General features: G+C 41.1%; 20 protein-coding genes. 16 read left to right on the forward strand and 4 right to left on the reverse strand.

Going from position 1 to position 24,027, the window contains the following annotated elements; translation table 11 throughout:
• The first annotated feature begins 611 nt into the window (after window positions 1-611).
• The 16 genes from BMY50_RS27060 (at window position 612) to BMY50_RS27135 (ending at window position 16,928) form a co-directional block, all read left to right on the forward strand.
• On the forward strand, window positions 612-3,272 hold the full coding sequence (locus BMY50_RS27060) for a sigma-54-dependent Fis family transcriptional regulator (protein WP_093332824.1): 2,661 nt from the start codon (window positions 612-614) through the stop codon (window positions 3,270-3,272).
• A 280-nt stretch (window positions 3,273-3,552) separates the two neighbouring features.
• Window positions 3,553-4,317: an SDR family oxidoreductase gene (locus BMY50_RS27065; RefSeq protein WP_093332826.1), complete on the forward strand. Its 765-nt coding sequence runs from the start codon at window positions 3,553-3,555 to the stop codon at window positions 4,315-4,317.
• Window positions 4,318-4,502: 185 nt separating this feature from the next.
• Window positions 4,503-4,916 (forward strand): hypothetical protein, encoded by a 414-nt coding sequence (locus BMY50_RS27070; RefSeq protein ID WP_093332828.1) that lies wholly within the window; start codon window positions 4,503-4,505, stop codon window positions 4,914-4,916.
• Entirely contained in the window at window positions 4,885-5,766 is an 882-nt protein-coding gene (locus BMY50_RS27075) for a pirin family protein (protein ID WP_093332830.1), read from the forward strand. The genes BMY50_RS27070 and BMY50_RS27075 overlap by 32 nt, the downstream gene beginning before the upstream one ends.
• A 122-nt stretch (window positions 5,767-5,888) precedes the next feature.
• Window positions 5,889-6,248: a YciI family protein gene (locus BMY50_RS27080; protein ID WP_093332833.1), complete on the forward strand. Its 360-nt coding sequence runs from the start codon at window positions 5,889-5,891 to the stop codon at window positions 6,246-6,248.
• A 145-nt stretch (window positions 6,249-6,393) separates the two neighbouring features.
• A complete protein-coding gene (locus BMY50_RS27085) occupies window positions 6,394-7,065 on the forward strand; it encodes a succinate dehydrogenase cytochrome b subunit (protein ID WP_093332835.1) in 672 nt (223 codons plus the stop codon).
• An 81-nt stretch (window positions 7,066-7,146) separates the two neighbouring features.
• Window positions 7,147-7,578 (forward strand): hotdog family protein, encoded by a 432-nt coding sequence (locus tag BMY50_RS27090; RefSeq protein WP_238383906.1) that lies wholly within the window; start codon window positions 7,147-7,149, stop codon window positions 7,576-7,578.
• A gap of 38 nt (window positions 7,579-7,616) precedes the next feature.
• Window positions 7,617-8,069 (forward strand): carboxymuconolactone decarboxylase family protein, encoded by a 453-nt coding sequence (locus tag BMY50_RS27095; protein WP_093332837.1) that lies wholly within the window; start codon window positions 7,617-7,619, stop codon window positions 8,067-8,069.
• Between the two features lie 178 nt (window positions 8,070-8,247).
• On the forward strand, window positions 8,248-8,433 hold the full coding sequence (locus BMY50_RS27100; RefSeq protein WP_093332839.1) for a hypothetical protein: 186 nt from the start codon (window positions 8,248-8,250) through the stop codon (window positions 8,431-8,433).
• A gap of 191 nt (window positions 8,434-8,624) precedes the next feature.
• Window positions 8,625-9,536 (forward strand): oxidoreductase, encoded by a 912-nt coding sequence (locus BMY50_RS27105; protein ID WP_093332841.1) that lies wholly within the window; start codon window positions 8,625-8,627, stop codon window positions 9,534-9,536.
• Window positions 9,537-9,562: 26 nt separating this feature from the next.
• On the forward strand, window positions 9,563-10,354 hold the full coding sequence (locus tag BMY50_RS27110; protein WP_093332843.1) for a helix-turn-helix domain-containing protein: 792 nt from the start codon (window positions 9,563-9,565) through the stop codon (window positions 10,352-10,354).
• A gap of 494 nt (window positions 10,355-10,848) precedes the next feature.
• A complete protein-coding gene (locus BMY50_RS27115; RefSeq protein WP_162276690.1) occupies window positions 10,849-11,721 on the forward strand; it encodes a helix-turn-helix domain-containing protein in 873 nt (290 codons plus the stop codon).
• 144 nt (window positions 11,722-11,865) lie between these two features.
• Window positions 11,866-13,230: a TolC family protein gene (locus tag BMY50_RS27120; protein WP_162276691.1), complete on the forward strand. Its 1,365-nt coding sequence runs from the start codon at window positions 11,866-11,868 to the stop codon at window positions 13,228-13,230.
• A complete protein-coding gene (locus BMY50_RS27125) occupies window positions 13,220-14,266 on the forward strand; it encodes an HlyD family secretion protein (RefSeq protein WP_093332849.1) in 1,047 nt (348 codons plus the stop codon). The genes BMY50_RS27120 and BMY50_RS27125 overlap by 11 nt, the downstream gene beginning before the upstream one ends.
• A 1-nt stretch (window position 14,267) precedes the next feature.
• Complete coding sequence (locus BMY50_RS27130) at window positions 14,268-15,860, forward strand: MFS transporter (RefSeq protein ID WP_093332852.1); 1,593 nt, start codon at window positions 14,268-14,270, stop codon at window positions 15,858-15,860.
• A 114-nt stretch (window positions 15,861-15,974) separates the two neighbouring features.
• On the forward strand, window positions 15,975-16,928 hold the full coding sequence (locus tag BMY50_RS27135) for an SDR family oxidoreductase (RefSeq protein ID WP_093332855.1): 954 nt from the start codon (window positions 15,975-15,977) through the stop codon (window positions 16,926-16,928).
• A gap of 21 nt (window positions 16,929-16,949) precedes the next feature.
• Here BMY50_RS27135 and BMY50_RS27140 read toward each other — a convergent pair whose 3' ends face one another.
• The 4 genes from BMY50_RS27140 to BMY50_RS27155 all read right to left on the reverse strand — a co-directional run bounded on the left by BMY50_RS27140 (window position 16,950) and on the right by BMY50_RS27155 (window position 23,915).
• A complete protein-coding gene (locus tag BMY50_RS27140; RefSeq protein ID WP_093332858.1) occupies window positions 16,950-18,761 on the reverse strand; it encodes a RagB/SusD family nutrient uptake outer membrane protein in 1,812 nt (603 codons plus the stop codon).
• Between the two features lie 10 nt (window positions 18,762-18,771).
• Entirely contained in the window at window positions 18,772-22,245 is a 3,474-nt protein-coding gene (locus BMY50_RS27145; protein ID WP_093332860.1) for a TonB-dependent receptor, read from the reverse strand.
• 80 nt (window positions 22,246-22,325) lie between these two features.
• Window positions 22,326-23,294 carry a FecR family protein gene (locus BMY50_RS27150; protein WP_093332863.1) on the reverse strand — a complete coding sequence of 323 codons (969 nt, stop codon included), beginning with the start codon at window positions 23,292-23,294 and terminating at the stop codon, window positions 22,326-22,328.
• Window positions 23,295-23,366: 72 nt separating this feature from the next.
• The gene (locus BMY50_RS27155; RefSeq protein WP_093332866.1) at window positions 23,367-23,915 is read right to left on the reverse strand and encodes an RNA polymerase sigma-70 factor; all 549 of its coding nucleotides are present in this window, start codon (window positions 23,913-23,915) and stop codon (window positions 23,367-23,369) included.
• Between the last annotated feature and the right edge of the window lie 112 nt (window positions 23,916-24,027).

Genomic DNA, 24,027 nt, shown 5'->3' on the forward strand with positions numbered 1-24,027 from the left:
TGGTTGTGCGGAGGGATAGTAAAAGATCGTTGGGGATAAACCGGATGTTGTATTCAGTCAGTCCATGTGCTCGATTATGATGGTTTAAATCGATTGTTCTTCGATAATTAAACATGAAGCATTTTCTTTACTAATCGGATTGTTCTTTCAAAAGAGCATGTTATTTCAGGTATATCGAACTCGCGATGAGGTAACCCGTAGTATAGCAGTAGTAGATGGATGCATTTGCAAGTCACCCTAAAAAGTTTGTTAATGGTTGTTGAAAAAATTTTCATCATGTTAAAATCTTGTTTCAATATTTCTTGTTGTGTATTATCGTATGCTAACATTTTCCATATCTCATCTATATCAGCCCATTCTCAACCTTTCAAGGAAGGATTGTTAGGTATACACAAAAATACTGGCAGCAACTATGCAGATAAATGGTTAAAAGTCTCAAGTAATTGTACATTTTACCATAATAGCTCATTAGCGGTAGATGGAAGGCCTATAAATCTCCGTTTTTACTTTTGCATAGGAAAGGTAATTTGCCTAAGTTTGATAGGACCCATGGTTATCACCTTGTGGGCCAGTTTTGGATTAAGACCTTATAGTTTTCATTGTAATTATTTATGGGTAAGTTGATTAAACCTGAAGTAAACAGAAACCAAGCGACGAGTTTCTTTTTAAATGAGGCGGAGTTTAGTATTGATTACTATAAACGTGAAAGGCAGGTTATTCTGCAGCTTAGTGAAGACATTACCCAAATTCATGAGAAGGCCGATTTAATGACGCTACTGTCTTTACGAATTAAAAGTTTTTTCTATTATGTCCACGCGATTGTGACGATCATTGATGAGTCGGATCATGTTTATAGACCATTTATATTAGACCCGGTATCTTCGCCCTTAAAGGATCACCCCGACTATCCAGTTTTAATCAAAACTGGTTTTGAATTGGACGAGCCGTTCATAACGAAGGTTATGGCAGCTGATGGTCCTGTCTCTTTTCGGTTAGACGAGCTTATATTGCAACCGAAAAGCCCATCCTTTTTACGTGTAAATTACGAGTGCGGTATGAAGGCAATACTGATGACACCGCTAAAAAGCAATGCAAGAACAGTCGCCTTTTTACATGTTTACTCTGATAGTGAAGACAGCTTTACACCGGCATTTAGAAGTCTTATCAAGGGAATTGCCCCTCAGATTTCAAATGCTGTTTCTAACGTCATTAGAAATGAACTAATTGTGCAGAAAGAGGAAAACAATAAGATTTTATTAGATGCCAGTTATGATCTTTCGGGAGTAAGGAGTCGTGAAGATCTAGCGGTTGCTATCGACAATTCCTTAAAAAGATTGAAGGCAATGAGCGGCTATGTCATTCGGAAAGTCAATGACGATAGGCAAACGATGAGTGCTTATATTTACGATAACACTATTTGTATACAGGAAAATGAAGATTTATCGGACATCTTGAACTTCAAGTTTCCGATTGACGATGGTTTGCAAAATCGCGTGCTGGCAAGTCCTATTCCAATACTTATCAATGTTGATTCGGAAATTGAGCGCGGTGTTAGGGCGGAATATCTCTCTTTCTGGAAGCGAATTGGGTTTCGGAAAATGGTAGGTGTTGCGCTTCGTAATGGAGATTCAGCTCTTGGCATTTTATGGTTAGGGATTGATGACATAAATTTAACCTTATTAAAGGGAATATGCTCGCAGATATCTATAGCAATGGCCAATATTATGGTAAACGATGAGCTTGTTAGAAAACAGGAGGAACAGCAATTGCTGCTTGACTTCTGCGACGACATAGCAGGTGTACGCACAAAGTCCGATTTGCGGGTTGCGATATTCAATGTTTTTGAAAAGTTGCTGAACACTAAACTGGCGATGCTCAATTTACTCGAAGACGATGGCATAACATTCCGGCATTACATGTGGGATGAGACCCTTTTCGAAAAGGTGAAGACGAGCTTTGATGAACGGATGGAAGCTAGGCTTGACATTCATGAAAACTATACCACTAAAGTATTAAATAGCGGAGATGTGGTGATTTTTAGCGTGGAGGAGGAATTAAGGCTCGATGCCAATAATCCTTATGCGCTGTTGTGGGAAAAAGTTGGATTTAAGTATGCATATGCGACGGCGCTGCGCGTGGGAAATACAGATATAGGTACCTTATGGTTGTTGAGTGATTATATCAATCCCGAACTAGTGAAGGGCATCTGCGCCCAAATCTCTGTTGCATGTGCCAATATCAGGGCAAATGAGCGAATTCTAGCCTATAAACGGATTCTGGAAACAGAAAATGAATTGCTCAAGGAGCAAATGAGAACCATCTATAATTTCGAGGAAATCATTGGTACTGGCGATGCCATGCAAAAAGTGTATGAACTGATGAGCATGGTTGCTGAATCACATTCGACCGTTCTCTTGACTGGCGAAACAGGAACAGGAAAGGAGCTTATTGCCCGCGCCATCCATAATGCCTCGTCTCGTAAAAGTAAAGTGATGGTAAAAGTAAACTGTGCGGCACTGCCCGCAAACCTGATAGAAAGTGAACTTTTTGGTCATGAGAAAGGCGCCTTTACCGGTGCCTTAGAAAGGCGTATTGGAAAATTCGAAATGGCAAATAATAGCACCTTATTTCTTGACGAGATAGGCGAAATGACATTGGATGCACAGGTCAAATTATTACGTGTGCTTCAAGAGAAAGAACTCGAAAGAATAGGTGGCACAACTACTATTAAAGTAAACGTCCGTATTATAGCAGCAACCAACCGTAACCTAGCAAATGAGGTTAACGAAGGCCGCTTCCGTTCTGATCTTTTTTATCGTCTCAATGTATTCCCCATTCATTTGCCTCCGCTTCGCGATCGAAGGCCAGACATCGTTTTGCTGGCACAGTTTTTTTTAGATCGTTACAATAAAAACACAGGGAAGAATATAAAAGCACTTTCAGCAAAAGTTGTGAAGGAACTGAATGGTTATAGTTGGCCCGGAAATGTGCGAGAATTGGAACATGTAATTGAACGCAGTGTTTTGATGGCAACCGATTCGGTGATCAGAGAAATTTATTTACCGGTAAAGAATACGGAAACAGCGGGTGAAGCTAATATGGCTAATAGAACCTTAGAGCAAGTTGAAAGGGCTTACATAATAGATACTCTCAAACGCTGTGCCGGCAAACTTGCTGGACCTGGTGGTGCTGCAGCATACCTCGATGTTCCATCTACCACGCTCCACTCCAAACTGAAAAAACTTCGTATCGAAAAGAAGGATTATTTTTAATCCTTAGGCAGCTTCTCCCTTTTACTAGGTGCACAAAATGCTGTTCAATGTTAATTGAACAGCATTTTTTCCATACTGCACCTTTCTCCTCTCAAGTATTACTCCTCAAAATTACGAAAAGTGCTAAAGACACGATATTACGAGCATTTTTACGAGTAATGGCGATATATCGTGGCTTTTTCTAATCTGTTTTATTTTCAATGTATTGATTTTCAAGTTTTTAGTTGAATGGCACGTCACTTGTCTTAATGGTTGTGGTATTAACATTAAATGAAATTTTATGAAAATCGTAGTAATTGGAGGCTCAGGCCTTATTGGTAGCAAGTTGGTACACAATCTTCGAATGCTTGGTCACGAAGTGTTTGCAGCTTCACCCGCAACGGGTGTTAACACCATTACAGGTGAAGGCTTGGCGCAAGCCCTTGAAAATACTCAGATCGTTGTAGATGTGGCCAACTCTCCATCTTTTGAAGACAAAGCGGTGTTGGAGTTTTTTGAAACCTCCGGACGCAATCTGCTGGCTGCCGAGAAAGCTGCCGGTGTTGGACATCACGTGGCATTATCGGTGGTAGGGACCGAGCTTCTTTCGGAGAGTGGTTATTTCCGAGGTAAAATTGCGCAAGAGAAATTAATTCGTGAGTCGGGCATGCCTTATACAATTGTGCATTCAACTCAATTTTTCGAATTCTTGGGCGGGATAGCCAATTCGGCCTCAGACGGAGGTGAAGTACGTTTACCTACTGCTTTTGTTCAGCCAATTTCTTCTGATGATGTAGCGGCTGCATTGACAGAAGTGACACTAAATAATCCTGTTAATGGTATCGTAGAGATTGCAGGACCTGAGCGCTTTCGTATGCCAGATCTCATGCAAGAATATTTCACGATTACGAATGACGCACGTAAGGTAGTAGGTGATCGTCAAGCGCGTTATTTTGGGGCACTATTAACAGATGAAATGCTTTTGCCGGCCGGCGTGGCTCATGTAGGCAGCAGCAGGATAATAAGTTGGTTGGAGAGTCAACGCAAAACAGAAAAAGCTTCGTAGAATATTGATTTGACTTCGTAACGAAGATGACGGGTGTCAGCTCCTGGAGGAGGCTGTAAGGGGTGTGCACTTTCCACCCGTTCGTGCACGAGACAAACCCACGTCGGCATGGAGTTACCATGAAATACCGATCAGTTACACTGGGAAACGGAGGCAGAGAATATTAACTTAATAAATTTAGGACAATGAGAATAATAGATTATATTATACAGAAAGGCTATTTGTGGTCGCAAATAACAAAGCTTCTCGAAAACCTTTATAAGGTGGATGCAGAGCAAGACAGCGTAGTATGTGCCGCCTACGGAAGCGAATTATTGGACGATACACGGATGGTAGATCAACCTTTAGAAAAAAGTGTTACACACCAAATTACCATGGGTGACTTTGCTCAACTTGGTCAAATTCCTTACCTATTGGTTCCCTTTCACGGAGAAGCGGAAGCAACGAAAACGAAGAAGAAATACAACGTTTTGAATTCGAAAATTCTAGTGGTGAATCCTGCTCAAGATGAGTTAGAACGTGCTATTGCATCAGAAGTTCCTTTTCCTTGGAACCAATTCAAGTTATATGCACTCTCTCAGGATATCGAGACTAATTAAATCGTCTTTCATTGGTAATCAGGATTTTTCAGTGGTTAAGGTACGCGCATCTTCATTCGATGGTTTAATGGATCCATTGCTCGGTTTCGAACATTTTAAAATGAGTACACAGGCATTTCGTCCACGTCCATATGCAGGTATGTCAATTATAACGTATCTTTTTAATGATTCGGCACCTTATCACATCCTGGATACGGCAGGAACCGACCTTATTCTTCAACCCGAATGTTTAAGTTGGACACAGGCGGCTAAAGGACTGGTTCGTACGGCATCTCCTAAACCTGAAGGGCTTTTTTCGCACGGTTTACAGATACTGATCGATATACCTGGAAAGCATAAACAACTGAACCCAAAAGCGATCGCCCACATGGAGGCGCATTCCATTCCAGAAAGAGTTGACCATGGTGTTAACATGAGGGTGTTAATAGGCCATGATGGGGATGGTATATCGCCAATTGATTCGCAGCAGGCATTTACGTTTTTGCATATCACGATCGCGAACGGTGAAAATTTTGTCTGCGATCTGCCTACCGGTTGGAATGCCACGGCTCATCTATTAAGCGGTGCCGTACGGATGCAAACCAATATTGGCATTAGCTATCTCAGTGCTGGGGTAACGGTAGCTTTAGGAGAGTCTTCTTTTATAGAACGTTTATCTTTTATTGCACACGCACAAAGCGAACTCTTGTTTTTCAGTGGTTTGCCGATCCAGGAGCAAACGTGCAATTCCGGAACCATGTTTATGTCATCAACGGAGGATTTAGGAAGGGCTATTGCGGATTACGAAGAGGGAAAAATGGGCTTTATAACCCTAATAGAAGGAAGATGGCAAGTTATCCCGCCGGTGTAAGAAGTGTGGTCGACTGAAATTATCCAACATAATTAATTGATAGTATCAAAATAAAGTGTTTACCCCGGGCAGCGATTGCCCAACAATTCGATATATATTTTAAACAATTAAAACAGACAAAAATGAACGAGTATTTAGTAGTTGTCCACAGAGACATCACCAGCAAGAACCCGAAACCTACTGCAGAACAAATGCAAATGGCAATGAAACCTTATCAGGAATGGATCGCTTCTATTGCGGCACAAGATAAGTTGGTTGCCCCTCCTAAACGTTGGGATGTAGGCGGAAGAGTAATTAAAGGCATGAAATCGATGGCAAAGGTAAGCGAAGGTCCATTAGCGACCGATAGTCTTTCAATTGGTGGCCTCTTTTTAGTGAAAGCCGATGATTACAAGGAAGCGGTTAAACTTGCAAAAGCTTGTCCGATAATCCAATACGGCGCTATTGTAGAGGTGCGTGAGGCTATTCCTCCGGTACAGTAAATTCAGAAGGGGCTGTCTAAAAGTCATTCGTCAACGTCACCTCGAGTGAAGCATTCTCCACTCAGCTGGGTTTTGGACGAAATGATGGTCAATGCTACTTTTTAGGCAGCTCCTTTCAATAGGCGAAATTTAACAGATAATAGATATGAATTGGCTTATTAAAACATTAACAAGTTCTGTCGGTAAAAAATTTACAATGGCATTTACTGGTTTATTTCTGATCAGTTTTCTCATTGTTCATGCCAGCATAAATGCGCTTATATTTTACAACGACGGAGGAGAGATTTTTACTATAGGGGCACATTTTATGGCAACAAATCTCATTATTAGAACGATCGAAATTGTATTGGTAGTAGGTTTACTGTTACATATCATTCAGGCCTTATTGCTTTGGCGCTCAAACCGTGCCGCTAGGCCAATAAGATATGCAGTTATTAAACATCCTCCTCAAAGTACCTGGTATAGTCGAAGTATGACCCTATTGGGTACATTGATTCTACTGTTCTTGGTTATCCATACATCAAATTTTTGGATTCCAAATCGCACACACCAATTTTTGTATGGGGAAGAGTTACCGCTCTACGACATGATGATTGAGAAGTTTAGTGACCCGATAGAGGTGGTGATCTACCTTTTGGGAGCTTTCTCCTTGTTTTGGCATCTATTACATGGCTTTGCAAGTGCTTTCCAAAGCCTCGGTTTAGACCATAACAAATACAAGGGATTGATCCGGTTTACGGGTAAGGCTTTTTCTGTGATTATCTGCTTGACTTTTGCCATGATGCCCATATCTATCTATTTGAAATGGATCAGATAAGAAGTTTCTTGCTTCGTGGGGGAGTAAAGGGAAGTCCGGGCAAATAAAGTGGTACATGGAACAATAAAACATTAGTGATCGATGATGGAGTACATAAAAAAATATATTGTAAAAGAAGAACACACGGATTGGCAAGGTAATATGGAAGGTTTATATTACCCTTATTACCTAGAAGATTGCCGTCATGCTTATATTAAGGAAATTCTGTGTTTCGATTTCGAGGAAGAAGCACGAAATGGGATAAGTATGGTGTTATCCAACTATCGTATACAGATCCTGCGATCATTAAAAGGAGGGAGTAACCTTTCTGTCAGCTGTACGGTTTTTAGAGATAAAAGTGCATCTACACTTCTTCATTTTAAGCAGATGATTACTTTGCGGGGAAAAATTGTAACACTCGGATTGTTCTCCAGCACTTGTACGCCTTCAAATGGGGGGAGGTCGTTTTTGCCTCCATCGCTGAACCGTTTGTTAAGCAGGGTTCCGTTGTTGGAAACTCTGTCCAATTTTTAATTCTCAATTGTCAAAATAAAAATTTAAAACAAGTAAAAATGGAAACCAGAATCAATGCATTCGAAAAAGGAAAAAAAGCAATGGGCGCACTATTTACATTAAGTGGTTACTTGAAAAAATCTGCTATTGAACGCGAGCTATTAGAGCTCGTAGATTTCAGAGTTTCGCAGATAAACGGTTGCGCTTATTGTCTTGACATGCACTCTAAGGAGTTGCGGGCGATTGGTGAAACAGAACAGCGGCTTTATGGTTTAAGCGCTTGGAGAGAATGCCCCTATTATAGCGCTCGCGAAAGGGCCGCATTGGAGTGGGCAGAAGCATTAACGAAGGTGCAGGTGACCGATGAAATTTACCGCATAGCAAAGGAGCAATTTTCTGACGAAGAACTAGTGGATTTGACGTTGGGCGTCACCACCATCAACACATGGAATCGTTTTAATCTAGCGTTCGAGAACACGCCTGGTACTTATCAAATAGGTGCATTTGGCTAACATTTAAATGAACATGTTTTTGCTCCATATACCCCTGGACTGCCTAGCGAAGCCGTTTGGTAGACTGCTTAAGCTTGTTCTATGTTGCTAGGAGTTCCCGAATCCCCGTCGTGCACGGGGATTCTATTATTCTTTCAAAAAGTTCACAAAATAATGGATATTATAAATAACAAACATCATGAGTAAATTTCACACCTTTACATCACCCGACAATCTAGCGGTGATTATCAATTTAAAAAAGATTACGGCAATCGTAGAAACGCACGAAGGAAAATCAACTATCTTTTTGGATAACGGGCATAATATCTCAGTAAATGAAGATTTAAATAGCATCCGATTTGATTTAGATAGTAATAAGCAATAATATTATTTTGCTAAAGATGCCGTGTCGTAGGTGTTTTAAGCTGATGCATAAGGCTAGCGTACTGTAATTGGTCGGAAAAATGAGTAGAAAAGCTCTAACGAACCTTACAACAAAGTCGATTTGGACGTCGCAACAAAACGAAATTCAACCTTTTTATAGACCTTTGTATTATATTTATAAATGAAGACAGTATGTGGACAACTAAAAATATGCCTGATTTATCAGGTAAGATAGCCGTTGTAACTGGCGCTAATACAGGTATTGGCTTTGAAACAGCAAAAGCGTTATATGAAGCGGGTGCGACGGTCACGATTGCAGCTCGAGACGAGCGAAAAATTAAAGAAGCAATTGAGCGGATTAAAACTGCTGGAAAGGGACGTGGCTCGCTTGAAGTAGGAATTCTTAATTTGGCGAGTCTAACGAGTGTCAAGCATTTTGCTAATAGGTTCATCTCCCAACATAAGAGCTTGGATTTATTGATTAACAACGCAGGTGTGATGATTCCTCCAGCTTCCAAGACTGAGGACGGATTTGAATTGCAATTCGGCGTTAATTTTCTTGGACATTTTGCGTTAACCGGGCTTTTTTTTACATTATTGAAAAGGGCCGATCACGCGCGTGTTGTTACACTTTCAAGCGGTGCAGCTACGCTAGCGGAAGGTATTGATTTTGAAAATTTAAGATTGGAAAAACCTTATGACGAATGGCGAGAATATGCTGTTAGCAAATTAGCGGATATCCTTTTCACTAAGGAATTCGATCGCCGATTGCAGGCTAATGGTAGCAATATCCTATCCGTGGCTGCACATCCGGGCGTTACGCGTACAGATCTGCAACGCCATATTCCGGCCGATGACCTAGATGTGCAGTTTGCCCGTTTTGATACTGTTATGGACCCTTGGCAAGGAGCCTTGCCCTCTTTGTTTGCGGCCACCGACGCCTCTGTAAAAGGTAGTGATTTTTATGGGCCGGATGGCGAAAACGAATATGCTGGTTATCCGGCACTTTCAAAGCATTCCACAGGCTATATGCATGATAAGGTTTTAGCCACCAACTTATGGGAATATGCTGAGAAGGAGACGGGCGTTCACTACTTTCAATAATTTTGAATTATTAAATTGGAATCAGTTTGCGAGTTACTAATATTCACTCTTGTCATTTAGGTCCGGAAATTTCGCCGGAACAATTTATTTCTGATCATTTCTTCCTTTGTTTACTACGTGGCTCGATGGTAGCTTACGATGGTCAAAAAACTTATACCGTGCAACCGGGCAATTATTGCATCGCTCGGAAAAATCATTTGCTGCGGTATACCAAATACAAGGATAACGATCGCTTTGAAAAAGTTATCATTACCTTCGATGAGCCTTTTTTAAAGCGGTTTTTGGAACGTCATCCAACAGATTCTTTAACGCTAACTAATGACGACTCCTTTCTTTTTGTGAAAGAAGAGACTTTTATTGCAAATTTTATTCAATCGTTGAAGCCTTATTACAACAGTGATGAGGCGATTGACGAAGCCTTCGCCGATATCAAACGCGAAGAACTGCTGCTGATTCTACTACGCGCTGACCCTAGCTTGGCAGCCGTTTTTTTTAACTTTGGCGCTCCTGCTAAAATCGATCTGGAAGAGTTTATGAACCGGAACTTCCGTTTCAATATCAGTTTGGAGCGTTTTGCTTTTCTTACGGGTAGAAGCCTTTCGTCCTTTAAAAGGGACTTTTACAAGATATTTAATGATACACCTCGCAATTGGCTGAGAAAAAAACGTTTGGACGAAGCACACTTTCAGCTCAGTAAAAAACACCTTAAATCAAGCGAAGTTTATTTGGAAGTTGGTTTCGAAGATTTATCGCATTTTTCTTTCGCCTTTAAAAAGCAGTTTGGCTATAACCCAAGCGAGCTTATGTCTAGCGAATAATTTTGCACACGATCAACGTCAATATCAAAGTTGCGTAAGTTTGCGTGTCATCATAGTGCCTATATGGCCGGTCTGCCACTAAAGTAAATTTTCGTAAAATTTATTTAATACATCCTTTTTTACTCAACGTGAACTATTTCTCGGTTATCGCATTTTACCTCTTAACTCTTTAGCTTCTGATAACGTATTCACAAATATAAGTAAGGATGCGACCGCTTAACCAGGCAAATACGTAATTCGTCCATGCGGAAACCATGCTCATCGAAATTTTTATAAAAACGACGGATAGTGGTTTAAATTTGAATAGCGTCTAATCTACCTTGATAGATGTAGGGTTCAGATTGTATATAATAGCCTGCGTTTCATCAAGGGGATGGCGAGTAAATATTAGACTTAATTGTGAAACAGGTGATTTGTCCTATAAATCAGGTTAAAAGGGGGATAAAGTAGCTGGTTTAACTGTTATTTTTGCCCATAGTTTAATGATAAAAGTTATGACAACGAAAATCCCCATTTGGGAGTTAAAAAATCACTTATCGGGCATACGCATTGACCGGATGAGTGATACCTTTCTTAACGATCTTTTTGAGGATATATCGAAGTTGCACCGGAACGATCATTTCCTTTTGATTAAGCTGGAGAGGGGGCGGGCCGAACTTTTGGTTGATTTTAAAAAGACTTTGCTTGGCGCGGGAAAAATGTTTTTTCTACAACCTGGACAGGTGTTGCAAATGGTTCATTTTCAGGAAATTGATGGTTGGGTGCTATACCTGGACAATAAATTAATTGACGATCATGTGCGGCTGACGATCGAAGATTCCTTATTCAGAGGGCCACTACTTTCGCTTACGGAGTCCGACTCGGAATGGTTCAACAGCTACCTGGATATTCTTTTGAAAACCTACCATGATCGGAATTATTCAAGTTTGCATAGGCATATCGTAAGTGCTATGGTTGCGCCGATTGTTTATAAGGCAGCCTCCATATTTCAGGCCAATGCTAGTAATTTAATCGATCAACATTCACAGCGGAGCGTGGAACTTACCAAGATTTTCAAGCGCTTGGTTAGAAGTCATTTTAAACAGTTGAAGCGACCTAAAGATTATGCGTATTTAATGCATATTTCGATCAGCTACTTAAATGATACCGTTAAATCGGTCACAGGTTTTACACTTTCGTACTTTATTCAGCAGGAAATGCTTCGAGAAGCGCAGCGACTGCTCTGTTACACGGATTTGAGTGTAAAGGAAATTTCTTCCTCTATGGGCTATGAAGATTATAAATATTTCAACCGTATTTTCGGGAAACTTACGAAAACTTCTCCGGGACGTTTCCGAAAGGAGTTTAAATTGACGAAGATGGCGTAGGGTATTCACTTACAATATATAGAATTTATGAAAAAAATTTTACGGATAATCATTCGTAGAGGGCATCTTTTGCCAAAATTTTCCGAGATACCCACGCGCATAGATTTCAAAAGGCTAATAGATTAAATGATTAATATCAATAAAATGACAAAAAGAATAACCGTGGAATCAATAGCACGACAGCTAAGCATTATTATCTTGTGCACCATGCTATGCTTGCAGGTCGTGGCTCAATCTGCCACTACCAGTACGCTAAGCTTAAGTTTGGCCGATGCCATTTCTCGTGCCAAGGAGTCTAACAAGTTGATCGGCGTAGCACGACAGGAACAGCTGGCCGCTGCGGTGGATCTCGCGCAAGCGAAAAGCGAGGTTCTCCCGCAATTAAATACTGGTTTAGGATATCAACGTTATACGGAGTTGACTTTGTACGAGGGCTTATTCGGTGATGCTAGTCATCAAACTAAACCTCCAAATGCAAATGCCGGTAATTTGAATGTGGAATCTTCTTTCAATCTTTATGCAGGGGGAAGGCAAAAAGCGATTATCCATGGCTTTAAGCTAAGAAATGAACTTGCCGCAATCGCCACAGAAGAAACAGAGGCGAATATCGGCCTACAGACAGCACTTAGCTATTTAGACATGGTAAAGTTCTATTATCAGCAGCAGATAATAGCCGATCAGGTAGATAGATTACGCATTCTTTCGAAAAATATCAAGGCTTTGTACACGAATGGTAAGGTGACGAGGAGCGACTTGCTACGCGCAGATGTCATGCTGTCTAACGCAGAGGTAAATCAGCAAGCAAGCATAAATGATTATGCTATCAGTAATCAGCGGTTAAATGTACTGTTAGGTGTAGATGAACAGACACTTATTTTACCGATTGATACTAATGCGCTCGTTATTGCGGATAGCATACGTATTAACGGATTGATACAGGAACGAGCGCATATATATAGCTTGTTAAAGGTCGACAAAAACATAGATATTCAGCAGCGGCAGATAGAACAGCTCAAATCTTTCAATTTACCATCAGTTTCTTTGTTTGCGGGCTACGGATTTAATTATCCAAACAATTTTGTGTTCCCCCCACGGGATCAAACCGTCGGCGTTGGCACTGCAGGCATTAAGCTGAGTTATAACATTTCCTCGGTTTATCAGAATAAGAACCGTATACGTGCCGCCCGGGTGCGAACCGATGGGTTGAAACAACAAAAGGAATGGTTGCAGGAGAGTGTAGGCCAAGAAATCACGGCATTGGCTATAAAGCATAGGGAGGCTTTAAACAGAATGGCCGTAGTTAAAACATCCATCGAACAAACCAAAATAAACTACCATATACAGAATACAAAATACCTAAATCAACTAAGCTTACTGACTGATTTATTGGAGGCCGACAATTTGTATCAAGAGGCTCGGTTTAGTTACATACGAACGAATATCAACGCTTTAGCAATCTACTATCGTCTATTATTTGTAACCGGAAAATTTTATCAAAATGGAATCTAAACAAAACACATTTAGCGGATTTGCCAATAAGCTTATTTTTGGTATCGCCTTACTTGCCATGGGCATTGCTGTATTTTACTTTTTGCGCTACATGGCTTATATAAATAGCTATGAAGATACCAATGATGCGCAAGTTGAATCCTACATCAATCCGGTATCTGCCCGGGTTGGTGGTTTTATCAACCGCGTTTTTTTTGAGGAGCATCAAAAGATAAAACGTGGAGATACCTTGCTAGTATTAGACAATCGAGAGTACTTCCAGAAAGTAAAGGAGGCAGAAGCTTTACTGGAGGATACCGAGGCTCAACTTGGCATTCTCGCCGCAGGTATTAATAGTGCTAAAACGGCTACCTTAGTTACTAAAGATCAAATAAATGCGGCCAAAGCCAAGCTCTGGCAACAAGAGCAAGAGGTTGGACGTTTCAAAAACCTGCTGAAAGCGGAAGCCGTAACCATGTCGGATTTTGAGGTGGTGCAAACGAAATATAATGTGTTGCAAAGTGATTATAGTGCAGCAAATAATAGCCTGAAAACGAATAATAGTAAGATTTTGGAGCTCGAAGCAAGATACAAATCTTTAGTGGCGGTCAGGAAAAGGGCTGAAGCAATGCTGGATCTCGCCAAACTTAACTTAAGTTACACAGTAATTACCTCTCCTTACAGCGGGTTTACCGGTAGAAAAGCAATACTGGAGGGGCAACAGATACAGCCTGGACAGCCCTTGCTTTCGGTGGTGAATAGCAACCTTAAATGGGTGATTGCTAATTTTAAGGAGACACAAGTGGAAGGGATGTTTATGGGACAAGCTGTACAGATCGAGGCCGATGCTTTCCCAGATGAAAGCTTCCATGGTCGGATTGACGCCATAGCCGCCTCCACAGGTTCCAAATTCTCTTTGTTACCAACGGATAATTCGACAGGTAATTTTGTCAAGATTGTACAACGTATCCCAGTAAAAATCACTTTTGAAGAAGGTGAGGCAGATAAACTGAAGGCGGGCATGAACGTGAAAGTGATTGTCAAAAAAAGAGATTAATATGGGACCGGCTAATTTCTTTAAGGATTGGACATTGACAAGGCTCAACTTGTTAAGAGGGCTTCTGGTTTTAATTATGTTTGCCGCTATTGCGCAGTTCGCGTCTTTCGCACTGATTCAAGGACATGTGGTAGCTTATTATGGCGCGCAACCAGAGGATGTTTCGTTTGTTTGGTTGATTGCCTATGTAGGTATATCAATGGCGTTACCTGTGCAGTTTAAAGTGGCTTCTGCTTTTAATGTTAGAACGTATCTTTTAACTTCATTTTTATTAAGCCTGCTCTTAAATTTGGGGTCCATTTGTACGCACAATTTATGGCTATTCGCTGCACTTCGGTTTTGTACAGGAATAACTACTTGCCTAATTGTTGGACGCACGCTGATGTTGCTCTTTACCACCTTGCCTGAAGCAAAGAGAATTTTGGTAGGAACCTCTCTTTTCTTTTCCCTGATTTTGATTGGTGGGCCGCTCGTTAGCTGGGGAGCCTCTTGGGTGGTGGAGCGGATGGACTGGACGGCATTTTATTATATTCTGATCGGTTTACAAGTGTTGGCCATTGGCCTTATACTACTGGTTTTTAAGTGGGACACACCTAGCACAACAGCCCCTTCGGCCGACTGGATAGGTGCCTTGCTCTTTGCCGTTGCTGCAGTGGCATTTACCTTTGCGATGATTTATGGACCTCGGTATTACTGGTTGGAGGATGGCGCGGTTAAAATAGCGGCAACGGTAACTCTTGTTTTTATCCTATTGTTTATACTACGTCAGTCTGTCGTACCATTTCCGCTCATTGATTTGTCAGCCTTCAAATATGGCAAATTTATTTTGGGTTTAGTGCTGCTTCTTTTTTTCTACGGAGTGAAGGATAGCCTAAACTTAATTTACGGATATGCAATTTTGGTAAAGGGTTGGAGTGCGCAAGATGTGGTGAGATCTACCTCCTTCAATGTGGTAGGTGTTATCGTAGCGACCTTGTTCTCTGTGTTGCTTATTTTACGGAATAAAAGAAATTTGTTGCCATTAATAATAGCCGGCTTTGTGCTACTATTTGTATATAATTTTTACTTTTCTAGTCTGATTTCCAATGACTTGTCTGCCTTTAACCTGTCGATCCCTATCTTTATGCATGGACTTGCAAGTGGACTGTTATTTGTACCGTTGTGTACCTTTTGCCTTGCGGCTTTACCTCCGCAAAATATGTTAACTGGTATCGTGATTTGTACCTATGCACGTTTCATTTCTTCCCTGAATTCGATTGCAGGTTTTTTTACCCTTCAGCTCTTTTTTAATCAGAAACACAAAGATGTTTTTGTAGCAGATCTTAACTTATTTAACCAGCGGTTTGTGGAACGTAAAGGTTTTTTTGACAGTTTTCTCTTGGCAAAGGGCTATTCGCTTACCGACGCGAGCAGCTTATCGAATATGTTGGTGGCGAAATCGCTGGCGATACAATCGCAGCTGGCTACCACTCGCAGTATTTTTCTCCTTTTTTCTGTGATGATTGGACTAATGGTCGCTTTTCTACTTATATACCTCCTATGGAGCAAGATACATTGGTTGCTTACACAACCCTTCTTTTCCGGGAAAAAGTAAATGGGGTGGTGGTTATAATGGTTTGGACGTTGGGACAAAGTTAAATTGGCCTTTGAAACAAAACAGCATGGTGTTTTATTATTGAGTTTTGTACTAAACAATTGAATATAGAAAATGGGAAATCAAACAGTATTGGTAACAGGTGGGACAGGTTTTGTTGCTATACATACGCTGTTACAGTTGCTGCAACAAGGTTATCAGGTCAGAACGACACTTCGATCGTTGGCCAGAAAAAGTGATGTTATTGGCGCCTTGAGAAGTGGAGGGATCAATAACTTCGAGAAATTGTCTTTTTATAAAGCAGACTTAAACGACGATGGAGGATGGAAAGATGCAGTAGCAGGTTGCGATTATGTGTTACATATGGCTTCGCCTTTCCCTGCCAAAGAGCCTGAAGATGAAAATGAACTAATTATACCGGCAAGAGATGGCGCGTTGCGGGTATTGAAGGCGGCTCGGGATGCGGGCGTGAAGCGGGTGGTGTTGACCTCCTCTTTCGCAGCGATCGGTTATAGTTTAGATACTAAAAATCACGTGTTCACCGAAGAGGATTGGACCGACCCGAACATCGTAATTCCGCCATATATCAAATCAAAGACGGTGGCCGAAAGAGCGGCATGGGCTTTTATCGAAAACGAAGGGGGCGATCTGGAGCTCACAGTAATTAACCCGGTTGGCATCTTCGGTCCGATATTAGGGGGTATTTCTTCGGCGTCGGTAAACGTGGTGATTAAGGGGGTTATTAATGGAACGACCAATCAGAGCCCTCCGTTTACGATGGGAGTGGTAGATGTGCGTGATGTGTCGGATATCCATATTAAAGCCATGTTGCATCCTAATGCCAAAGGAGAGCGCTTCCTAGCAACATCTGATGGTATTATGAGCTTTTATGATGTGGCACAACTGATAAAAAAAGAACGTGCACACCTCGCTGCTAATATTGCTGCTATGACTAATACTGATAAGGCTTTTTACAGAACGTTAAGCAATCAAAAGGCTAGATCTGTTTTAGGCTGGCAGCCGCGTACAAAAGAAGAAGCCATACTTGCCAGTGTGGATACTTTGTAATTGTCGGTATGTTTACAGAACCTAGTAACCTGGGTTCTGTACTATTTTATTATTGGCAGCAATAACTGTGTAGGGAATCGGGTTCATGTACATCTTCCGCAAAAATACATGGGGATGATTGCTCAGCGGAAGCCGCTCATAGACCCATTGACCTGAGTTATCACTTGGTTTATTGTTCTGAATTTTCATGCCGTGTAAAGGCCTATTCATTACATCGAAGGCAATGCGCCAGCGAATCAGATCATAAAAACGCTTATTCTCAAAGCAGAGTTCTACGCGTCGTTCGTTTCGAATCAATTCACGCATTTGATCTTGCGTGAGTGTTCTGCCACCGTAGGCTTCCTCAATATTCGGCAGGCCCCTTTTCATTCGGAGCTCATTTATGACTGGGTAGACTTCGTTCGGGCCATAAGCTTCATTTTGCGCTTCGGCAAAGTTCAACAGCACCTCGGCGTACCGAATAAAAACATAGTTAATACCATAGCTCGACGCTGCCGGCTCATGATCAGGATCCATGCGTTTTTTAAAATAGTAACCCGTTCGAGTTACATCCGACTGTGCCAGTTCAATTTCGTTAAGGGAAGGATTCACCCGATCGATGCGTGTATAAATCGTGTCGGTTCGGCTCATCCAGTTCATTTTATAAGGTGCACCATCGTACACGATAAAGTCATAAAATCTTGGCTCTCGATTGATATATGGCTGCGTGGGATCGTAACCAGACCGCGGGTCATCTATTGGCAGGCCATTAGCCATTTTGAATACATCAACGAGTTCTTGCGTAGGACAAAAGTTTCCCCAGGTATAATATTTGCCGAGTATATAGGTAGGTCCTCCTTTCTGTGCAAAGTCGCTTTCTAAATTCGGTACATTGGCTTTTAGTTGCCTATCCCAGATGATTTCCGAATTGTATTCGGTAGCTTCCGACCAAAATAAGCTCATATTATCGAACAATTTATAGGTACCGCTGTATAGATTAATGAATTTTCGGTTAGTTTCTGCTGCAATTTCCCAACGGTGCTGATCGAAATTACCAAATCCCACCAATGTCGTTTGCTCCGGAGTGGCGCCTGTTCCTTCGGCGGCAGCAGGAATGCTGTTGTTAAAACCAGGACTTGCTGCATATAATTCAATCCAGCCAGCCAAGGCCAGCGCGGCTCCCAGTGTAGCCCTTCCAGCATCGCCATCGCCGTTGTTATACTTAACAGCCAAATGGCCGTTATCAACAATGCTTTTTAACTCACTGACGATAAAATCGAAAGTTTCCTCAAAGGTGCCCCGTTTTTGATAAAGCAATTCGTCAGGCATCTCTTTACGGTCCAATGGTTCACGAAGCAGTACCAGTCCGCCGGTGTGCTGCCATAGGCTCGCATAGAAAAAAGCCCTTAAAAAACGCACTTCGTCGCGTCTTTTATTATACCAAGTTGCAGCATAATTATTCTTGTTAAGCTCAGTTTGTTGCAGAAACTCATTACAGCGACGTACTTTGTTGTAGGTGTACACCCAGCCTGTGAAATCGTTAGCGACAGCATCTTGAACCATCGGATAGCCATCCTCAATTTCGGGTGTTACAATACCTTGTTTCCATTGCCATGAAAGCCAGTAAGGCCCGCCATCGTTATCGTCGGTGTAATTATCCAACGGATCCGGCGTATTCGGCCTGCTTAGCTGGTTGTAGATGCCATTCAAATAAACATCTGCATTCGCTTCGTTGGCCCACTGTGTTTGCTCGGTAAGTGTGTTTGTTGAAGTTGTATCCAAAAACTTCTCACACGAAATATGTAAGCTTGTTGAGGCAATTATTACCAAAAGAATAAATGGATTGCTTTTCATAATCTTTGATCTAAAAGGAGACATTCATGCCGAAAGTGTACGTTTTTTGAAGAGGGTATGACTCCTCGCGTAATTCGTAGTTAATTTCAGGATCCATAAAACCCAAACCACTCCAGGTAAAGACATTGTCGCCCGAGAGGTAAAACCGAAGAACTGAAATACCGGCTTTCTGGCTGAGCTTACTTGGTAGTGTATAGCCAATAACGAGATTTTTTAATCGTAAGTAATTGGTGTTCCGCATCCAGAACGAACTGGAGTAAGGTCCAAATCCATTTGCATATTGCAGATTCGTTGTGTTTTTCTGAGCGGGTGCTTGGGTGATGCGTGGATAGATAGCATCTTGCCTGTCGGGCCGCCAATAATTATTAAAATACTCGTAAGATACATTTGCATTATTTAATCTAAAAGGTATTGTTTGATATCCTTGGATATTGATGCTGGCTTGTGCGGCACCTTGGAAAAATGCGCTGAAATCAATTCCTTTTAGCGTTGCCCCTAGGGTAAAGCCATAGGTAATACGAGGATAAGGAGCATAGCCGGAAACTGTTTCATCCCACGAATCTATTTTACCATCTGGCTCACCGTTTGGGCCATTTAAATCGGTATATTTTACGTCACCGGGATATAAGGAGGCTCCGAATTGATTGATGTGATAGCCATCGTTGGCATCTATTTTGCCGTCGCCATTTACATCGTCGGCCGTTGAGAACAATCCTAATGCTTGGTAACCAAAAGGTGTAAGCCAGGGTCTGCCAGTGCGGCGTCTATTGATGCTGTTGTAGGTGTCAAGCGATTCATAAATTTGATCCATTCTGTTTTTAGCATAACTGAAGTTTGCATTAAGTTGTAATGCAAGGCCGTTGGCAAATTGATACTTGCTCCCGACTTCAAATTCTACGCCGCGGTTTGTCATGATTCCGGCATTTTCTTCGGCAAGGCCGAGGCCGTATTCGACTGGAACAGTAACATTTGGTGAAAGCAGCATGCCACTACGCTTCTGTTGGAATATATCTGCTGTTACTGAAATTAAACCATTTAAAAATGTGGCATCGAAACCAATATTGCTATTTCTGCTCACCTCCCAGGTAATATTGGGATTTGGCTCGAGGTTCATGACCGAACCTTGCACAATGCTGTTGCCGAAGAGGTAAGCATTGCTTATAAGATTGTAGGCAGATAGGTATTGGAAAGCGTTTGAGGTTAGGTTGCCCGCTTTCCCCCAAGAACCACGGACCTTTAAATCGTTTAACCAAGTAATGCTGTTTTTTAGAAAGCCTTCTTCAGATATTCGCCAACCGGCCGAGAAAGCGGGAAAAAAGGCCCAGCGGCGTTCCGGTGCAAAAAAAGAATGACCATCGTACCGCCCCGAGGCTTCCAATAAATATTTTTGACTGTAAGCGTAGGTAAAGCGATATACCAAGCCTGTTTGCGTTGTTCGTGAACTGGAGCCTCCATTGTCAAATTCAACTTTGTCTGAAGGACCTAAATTCAACTCATCGAGATCTAGTTCAAAGCCTCTGCGTGAAGCCATTATCCATCGATTTCTGATGTCGCGCGCCTCAAACACGGCTAAACCGCTTACTTCATGCTTTCCAAACGCTCGATGGTAGTTTAAATAAAATTGACCAGTGTACCGGTCATTTTTATCGTCTTGTTGTCGTAAGGAGGTTATCTCTTGGCCATTCACCGTGCGGGTAAAACTGTAGGGGGCTGTGTCGGTATTAAGTATATAATAGTAGTAAGGTTTGGTCCATGTTTTTCTGTATAGAAAATTAGGGTCGTAGCCTAAAACGGCTTTTGCAGTCAGGCCCTCGATAAAAGGAAGTTTTTGTTCCAGTCCAACGCTTAATAACAAGGTGTTGTTATTGAAACGGTCATAAGATCCGCTGTTCAATTCTCCTAATGGGCTTTTGCCGCTCGATTCACCCCAAAGGCCATTGTTGTAGTACAGACTTTGTGTAGGAATGTAACTAATTCCTATAGGAGCCGGGCCAGCATTTCTATTTTCTACTGTCCCGTTCATCGACAGAAATAACCGCGTGTATTTTAGCAGCTGTAAATCGATTTTGCTGTTTATGCTGTAGCGCTTATAGTAAAGATTGTCGTATATTCCCTTTTGGTCAAAATAACCCATTCCTACATAATAGTTGGTTTGGGCAGTGCCGCCACTTATTTGTGCGCTGTAACTTTGGATAGCTGTGTTAAGATTGACCATTTCGTCAACGTAATTGCTATTAGGATAGACATTAGGATTAGCTGCATGCAACTGCGGATAATCGGCAATGAGTTGTTCGGAAAATGGGAGAGCGCCTCCTGCGGGAACCTGGTTACTATTATCGTTTAAGTAAGCCTCATTTCGAAGTTTCATGTAGTTTTCGGCATTAAGCATATTGGGGATAACCGTTGGCCGCTGTATTCCAAAGTATGAATTCAACGTTACTTTTGCTTTTCCCTCCTTACCACTTTTGGTCGTGATCAGAATGACACCATTAGCGCCACCAAGTCCATAAGGGGCAATGGCCGCAGCGTCTTTTAAAATGCTTACCGACTCAATGTCGTTGTTATTGACTTGGTTTATATTATTGCGAATTATACCATCGATGACAATCAATGGACTTTTATTACCGGTTGTTCCGACCCCTCTTATGTAAATGGTTGGGTTGTCTTCTCCGGGCTTACCGCTGATGGGACGTATGCTTACTCCGCTTAGCCGCCCAGCCATGGTATTGGAAATGTTGGCCGTACTGGATTTATTCAATTCGGCACCGGGAATATGACTGACGGACGCTAGCTTAACGCTTTTTTTTTGCTCGCCGTAGGCAACAACGATAATTTCGTCTAAACTTTGGATATTCTCATTTAGGATAATTGTTAGCGGTGTGCGACCTTCAAAATTGATTTCCTTAGGTAAGTAGCCGACATATGATACGCGTAAAATACCCTTTGAAGGAGCCTTTAAAAAAAAACGACCCTGTTCATCTGTTGATGTTGTTATGGAGGAGGTCTTTAAGAATATACTTGCTCCGGTAATACGGTTTCCAAGTGTATCTTGCACCCAACCTGTGATGATTTCATCATTGCTGAGGGACGATGATGGCGGTTGATTGAGCAGGGTTTCTCGCTCCGGATTGTTGTCGGTTATAATAATGTGCTTTTTTTGGATGATATACTTTAATTTAGTTTGTTTTCTGAGCTCCTCAAGCACTTGATAAATGGTAGCATCTTTTTTTTCAATAGTGACTCTGATGTTTACATTAATATCTGCTGATTGATAAAAAAAGAGAAACTCCGATTGTTTTTCAATCTCACGCAAAACTCTTTCAAGCTGTGTAGCTTTAAATGATAAATTAAGGCTTTTTGTTTGTGCATATTCGTTCGCTTCCCGCGCTCTGGATGGTGAGATTATGCCAAGTAACGCAATGATAAAAAAGATGCGCGTACAACGCACTTGAAGAAAACGCAAGGGGACAGGCGATTTATGCATAAATTAATCGGTTATCTAAAATTGGCTACAGAAAGGAACGTCTTGCTATTTTTTTATTTTCTGCTATGAAAGTACGCTATTCATTCGATTGTTATCTTATTATCTGTAAAAGTGTATTTTATTGGAATGGATATATTAATGATGTCTAATATATCGGTAATAGATTGCTCTTTTCTAAAAGTACCTGTGAATTTCTTTTTATCCAATGCCTGATTTTCTAGATTGAAGCTAAATCCGTAGATATGTGCCAATCTCCCTAAAATTTCGCTTAAGGTTTTGTCTTCAAAGTAGTAGTAACCTTCAATCCATGATGCAAATCGCTTGGAATCAACCCTCTGTATGGTCTGCGATTTTGTTCTTCGGTTGTAAATCAATTGCTCATTTGCTTTCAAAACCATTTTTTTACGAATCCCTTTGGTAGCCATGCTAATGGCACCTTCTAAAAGCGTTGTGGTATAGTACGCATCGTTCGGATAGGCTTGTATATTAAATTTAGTGCCTAAGACTTGTATGTTTTGCAGCTTTGTTTTTACCGTAAAAGGTTTCTTTTCATTTTGTGAAACATCGAATAGGGCCTCTCCCTCTAAATGGACGATACGCTGTTCTTTGTTAAAGTCGGCAGACAAAGAAAAGGTACTGTTGGGACCTAACATAACGCTGGTTCCATCGGGAAGTAAAAGCAGATCGGCTTTCGTGCTATCACCTGTGACATAAACTGATGAAGAAGTGTTGTCTGGCTCGGAAAAAAACAAAAGGTAACTTATAGTGCCTAATACAAATAATACAACGGCCGCTGCATATTTTAGAAATGGATAGCTAGGCGATCTTCTTGCTAACGTGTTTCTTTTTTTAATAAGCAGACGTTCCCAACTTGCTTCGATATCGATTTCCTTACTCTTAATGCCGGCGTCTTTTAAGAGTTTGTATTCAAAAAATAATTGTTTATTTTGGTCGCTAGCATTTACCCATTCATAAAATGTCCGTTCCGCCTCGGTACTTAATGTGTCGTGATGGTATTGTTCGAACAATTCATATGGAGTTTCATTCATATTTTTTCCTGTTTAAGCTGTAACGAACAGGTTTTAAAAACTACTCACTAAAAATGTTAATTTTTAAAACTTTCATATTTTAAAGAAAATAAAAAGGTAAATAAAGGCCGCTGGAATTTTCTTTCTAAGAATAAGTAAGGTTCTATATAATTGATTTTCTACTGTACGTACGGATAAATTTAGGTCTTTTGCAATTTCGCTGGCCTTCATTTGCTCCAGATAAGACATTCGAAATATCTGCTGTTTTTTTTCTGAAAGTTCTTCAATGTACTTTAAAATAAGCGCCATTAAATCGTTCTGCATAAATATACTTTCAGACGATTTAAAAAAATCAAGTTCATCTAATTTTAGTTGAATAGCATGATGGTCTACAAATCGTCTTTCCAATTTCAATCTTCTCAGGTGATCTATACAGGCATTTCGAACGGCTGCATATAAGATCTTTTTCACTTCAGGTTCCGGTAGTCGGAAAATTTGTTTGTCCCATAGCCGCATGAACACATCGTGAACGATATCTTCCACAAAATGCTCGTCGATAAATTTTTTGGCAAAACATAATAACATAGGTGCATATTTTAGATAAAGCACCTTGTAATGTTCTGTTTCTTTGCTCTTCAACATGAAGCGTGTTTAACTTGAAATGAAAGCATGAAAATGTTGGTCGATTACGGTTTGTAAGCTTAGAACAAAGTTATCACTTCGGAGCAATTTTTACTAAAAAAGTAAGAAAAAA

The sequence above is a fragment of the Olivibacter domesticus genome, assembly GCF_900109575.1.
Lineage (GTDB): Bacteria > Bacteroidota > Bacteroidia > Sphingobacteriales > Sphingobacteriaceae > Olivibacter > Olivibacter domesticus.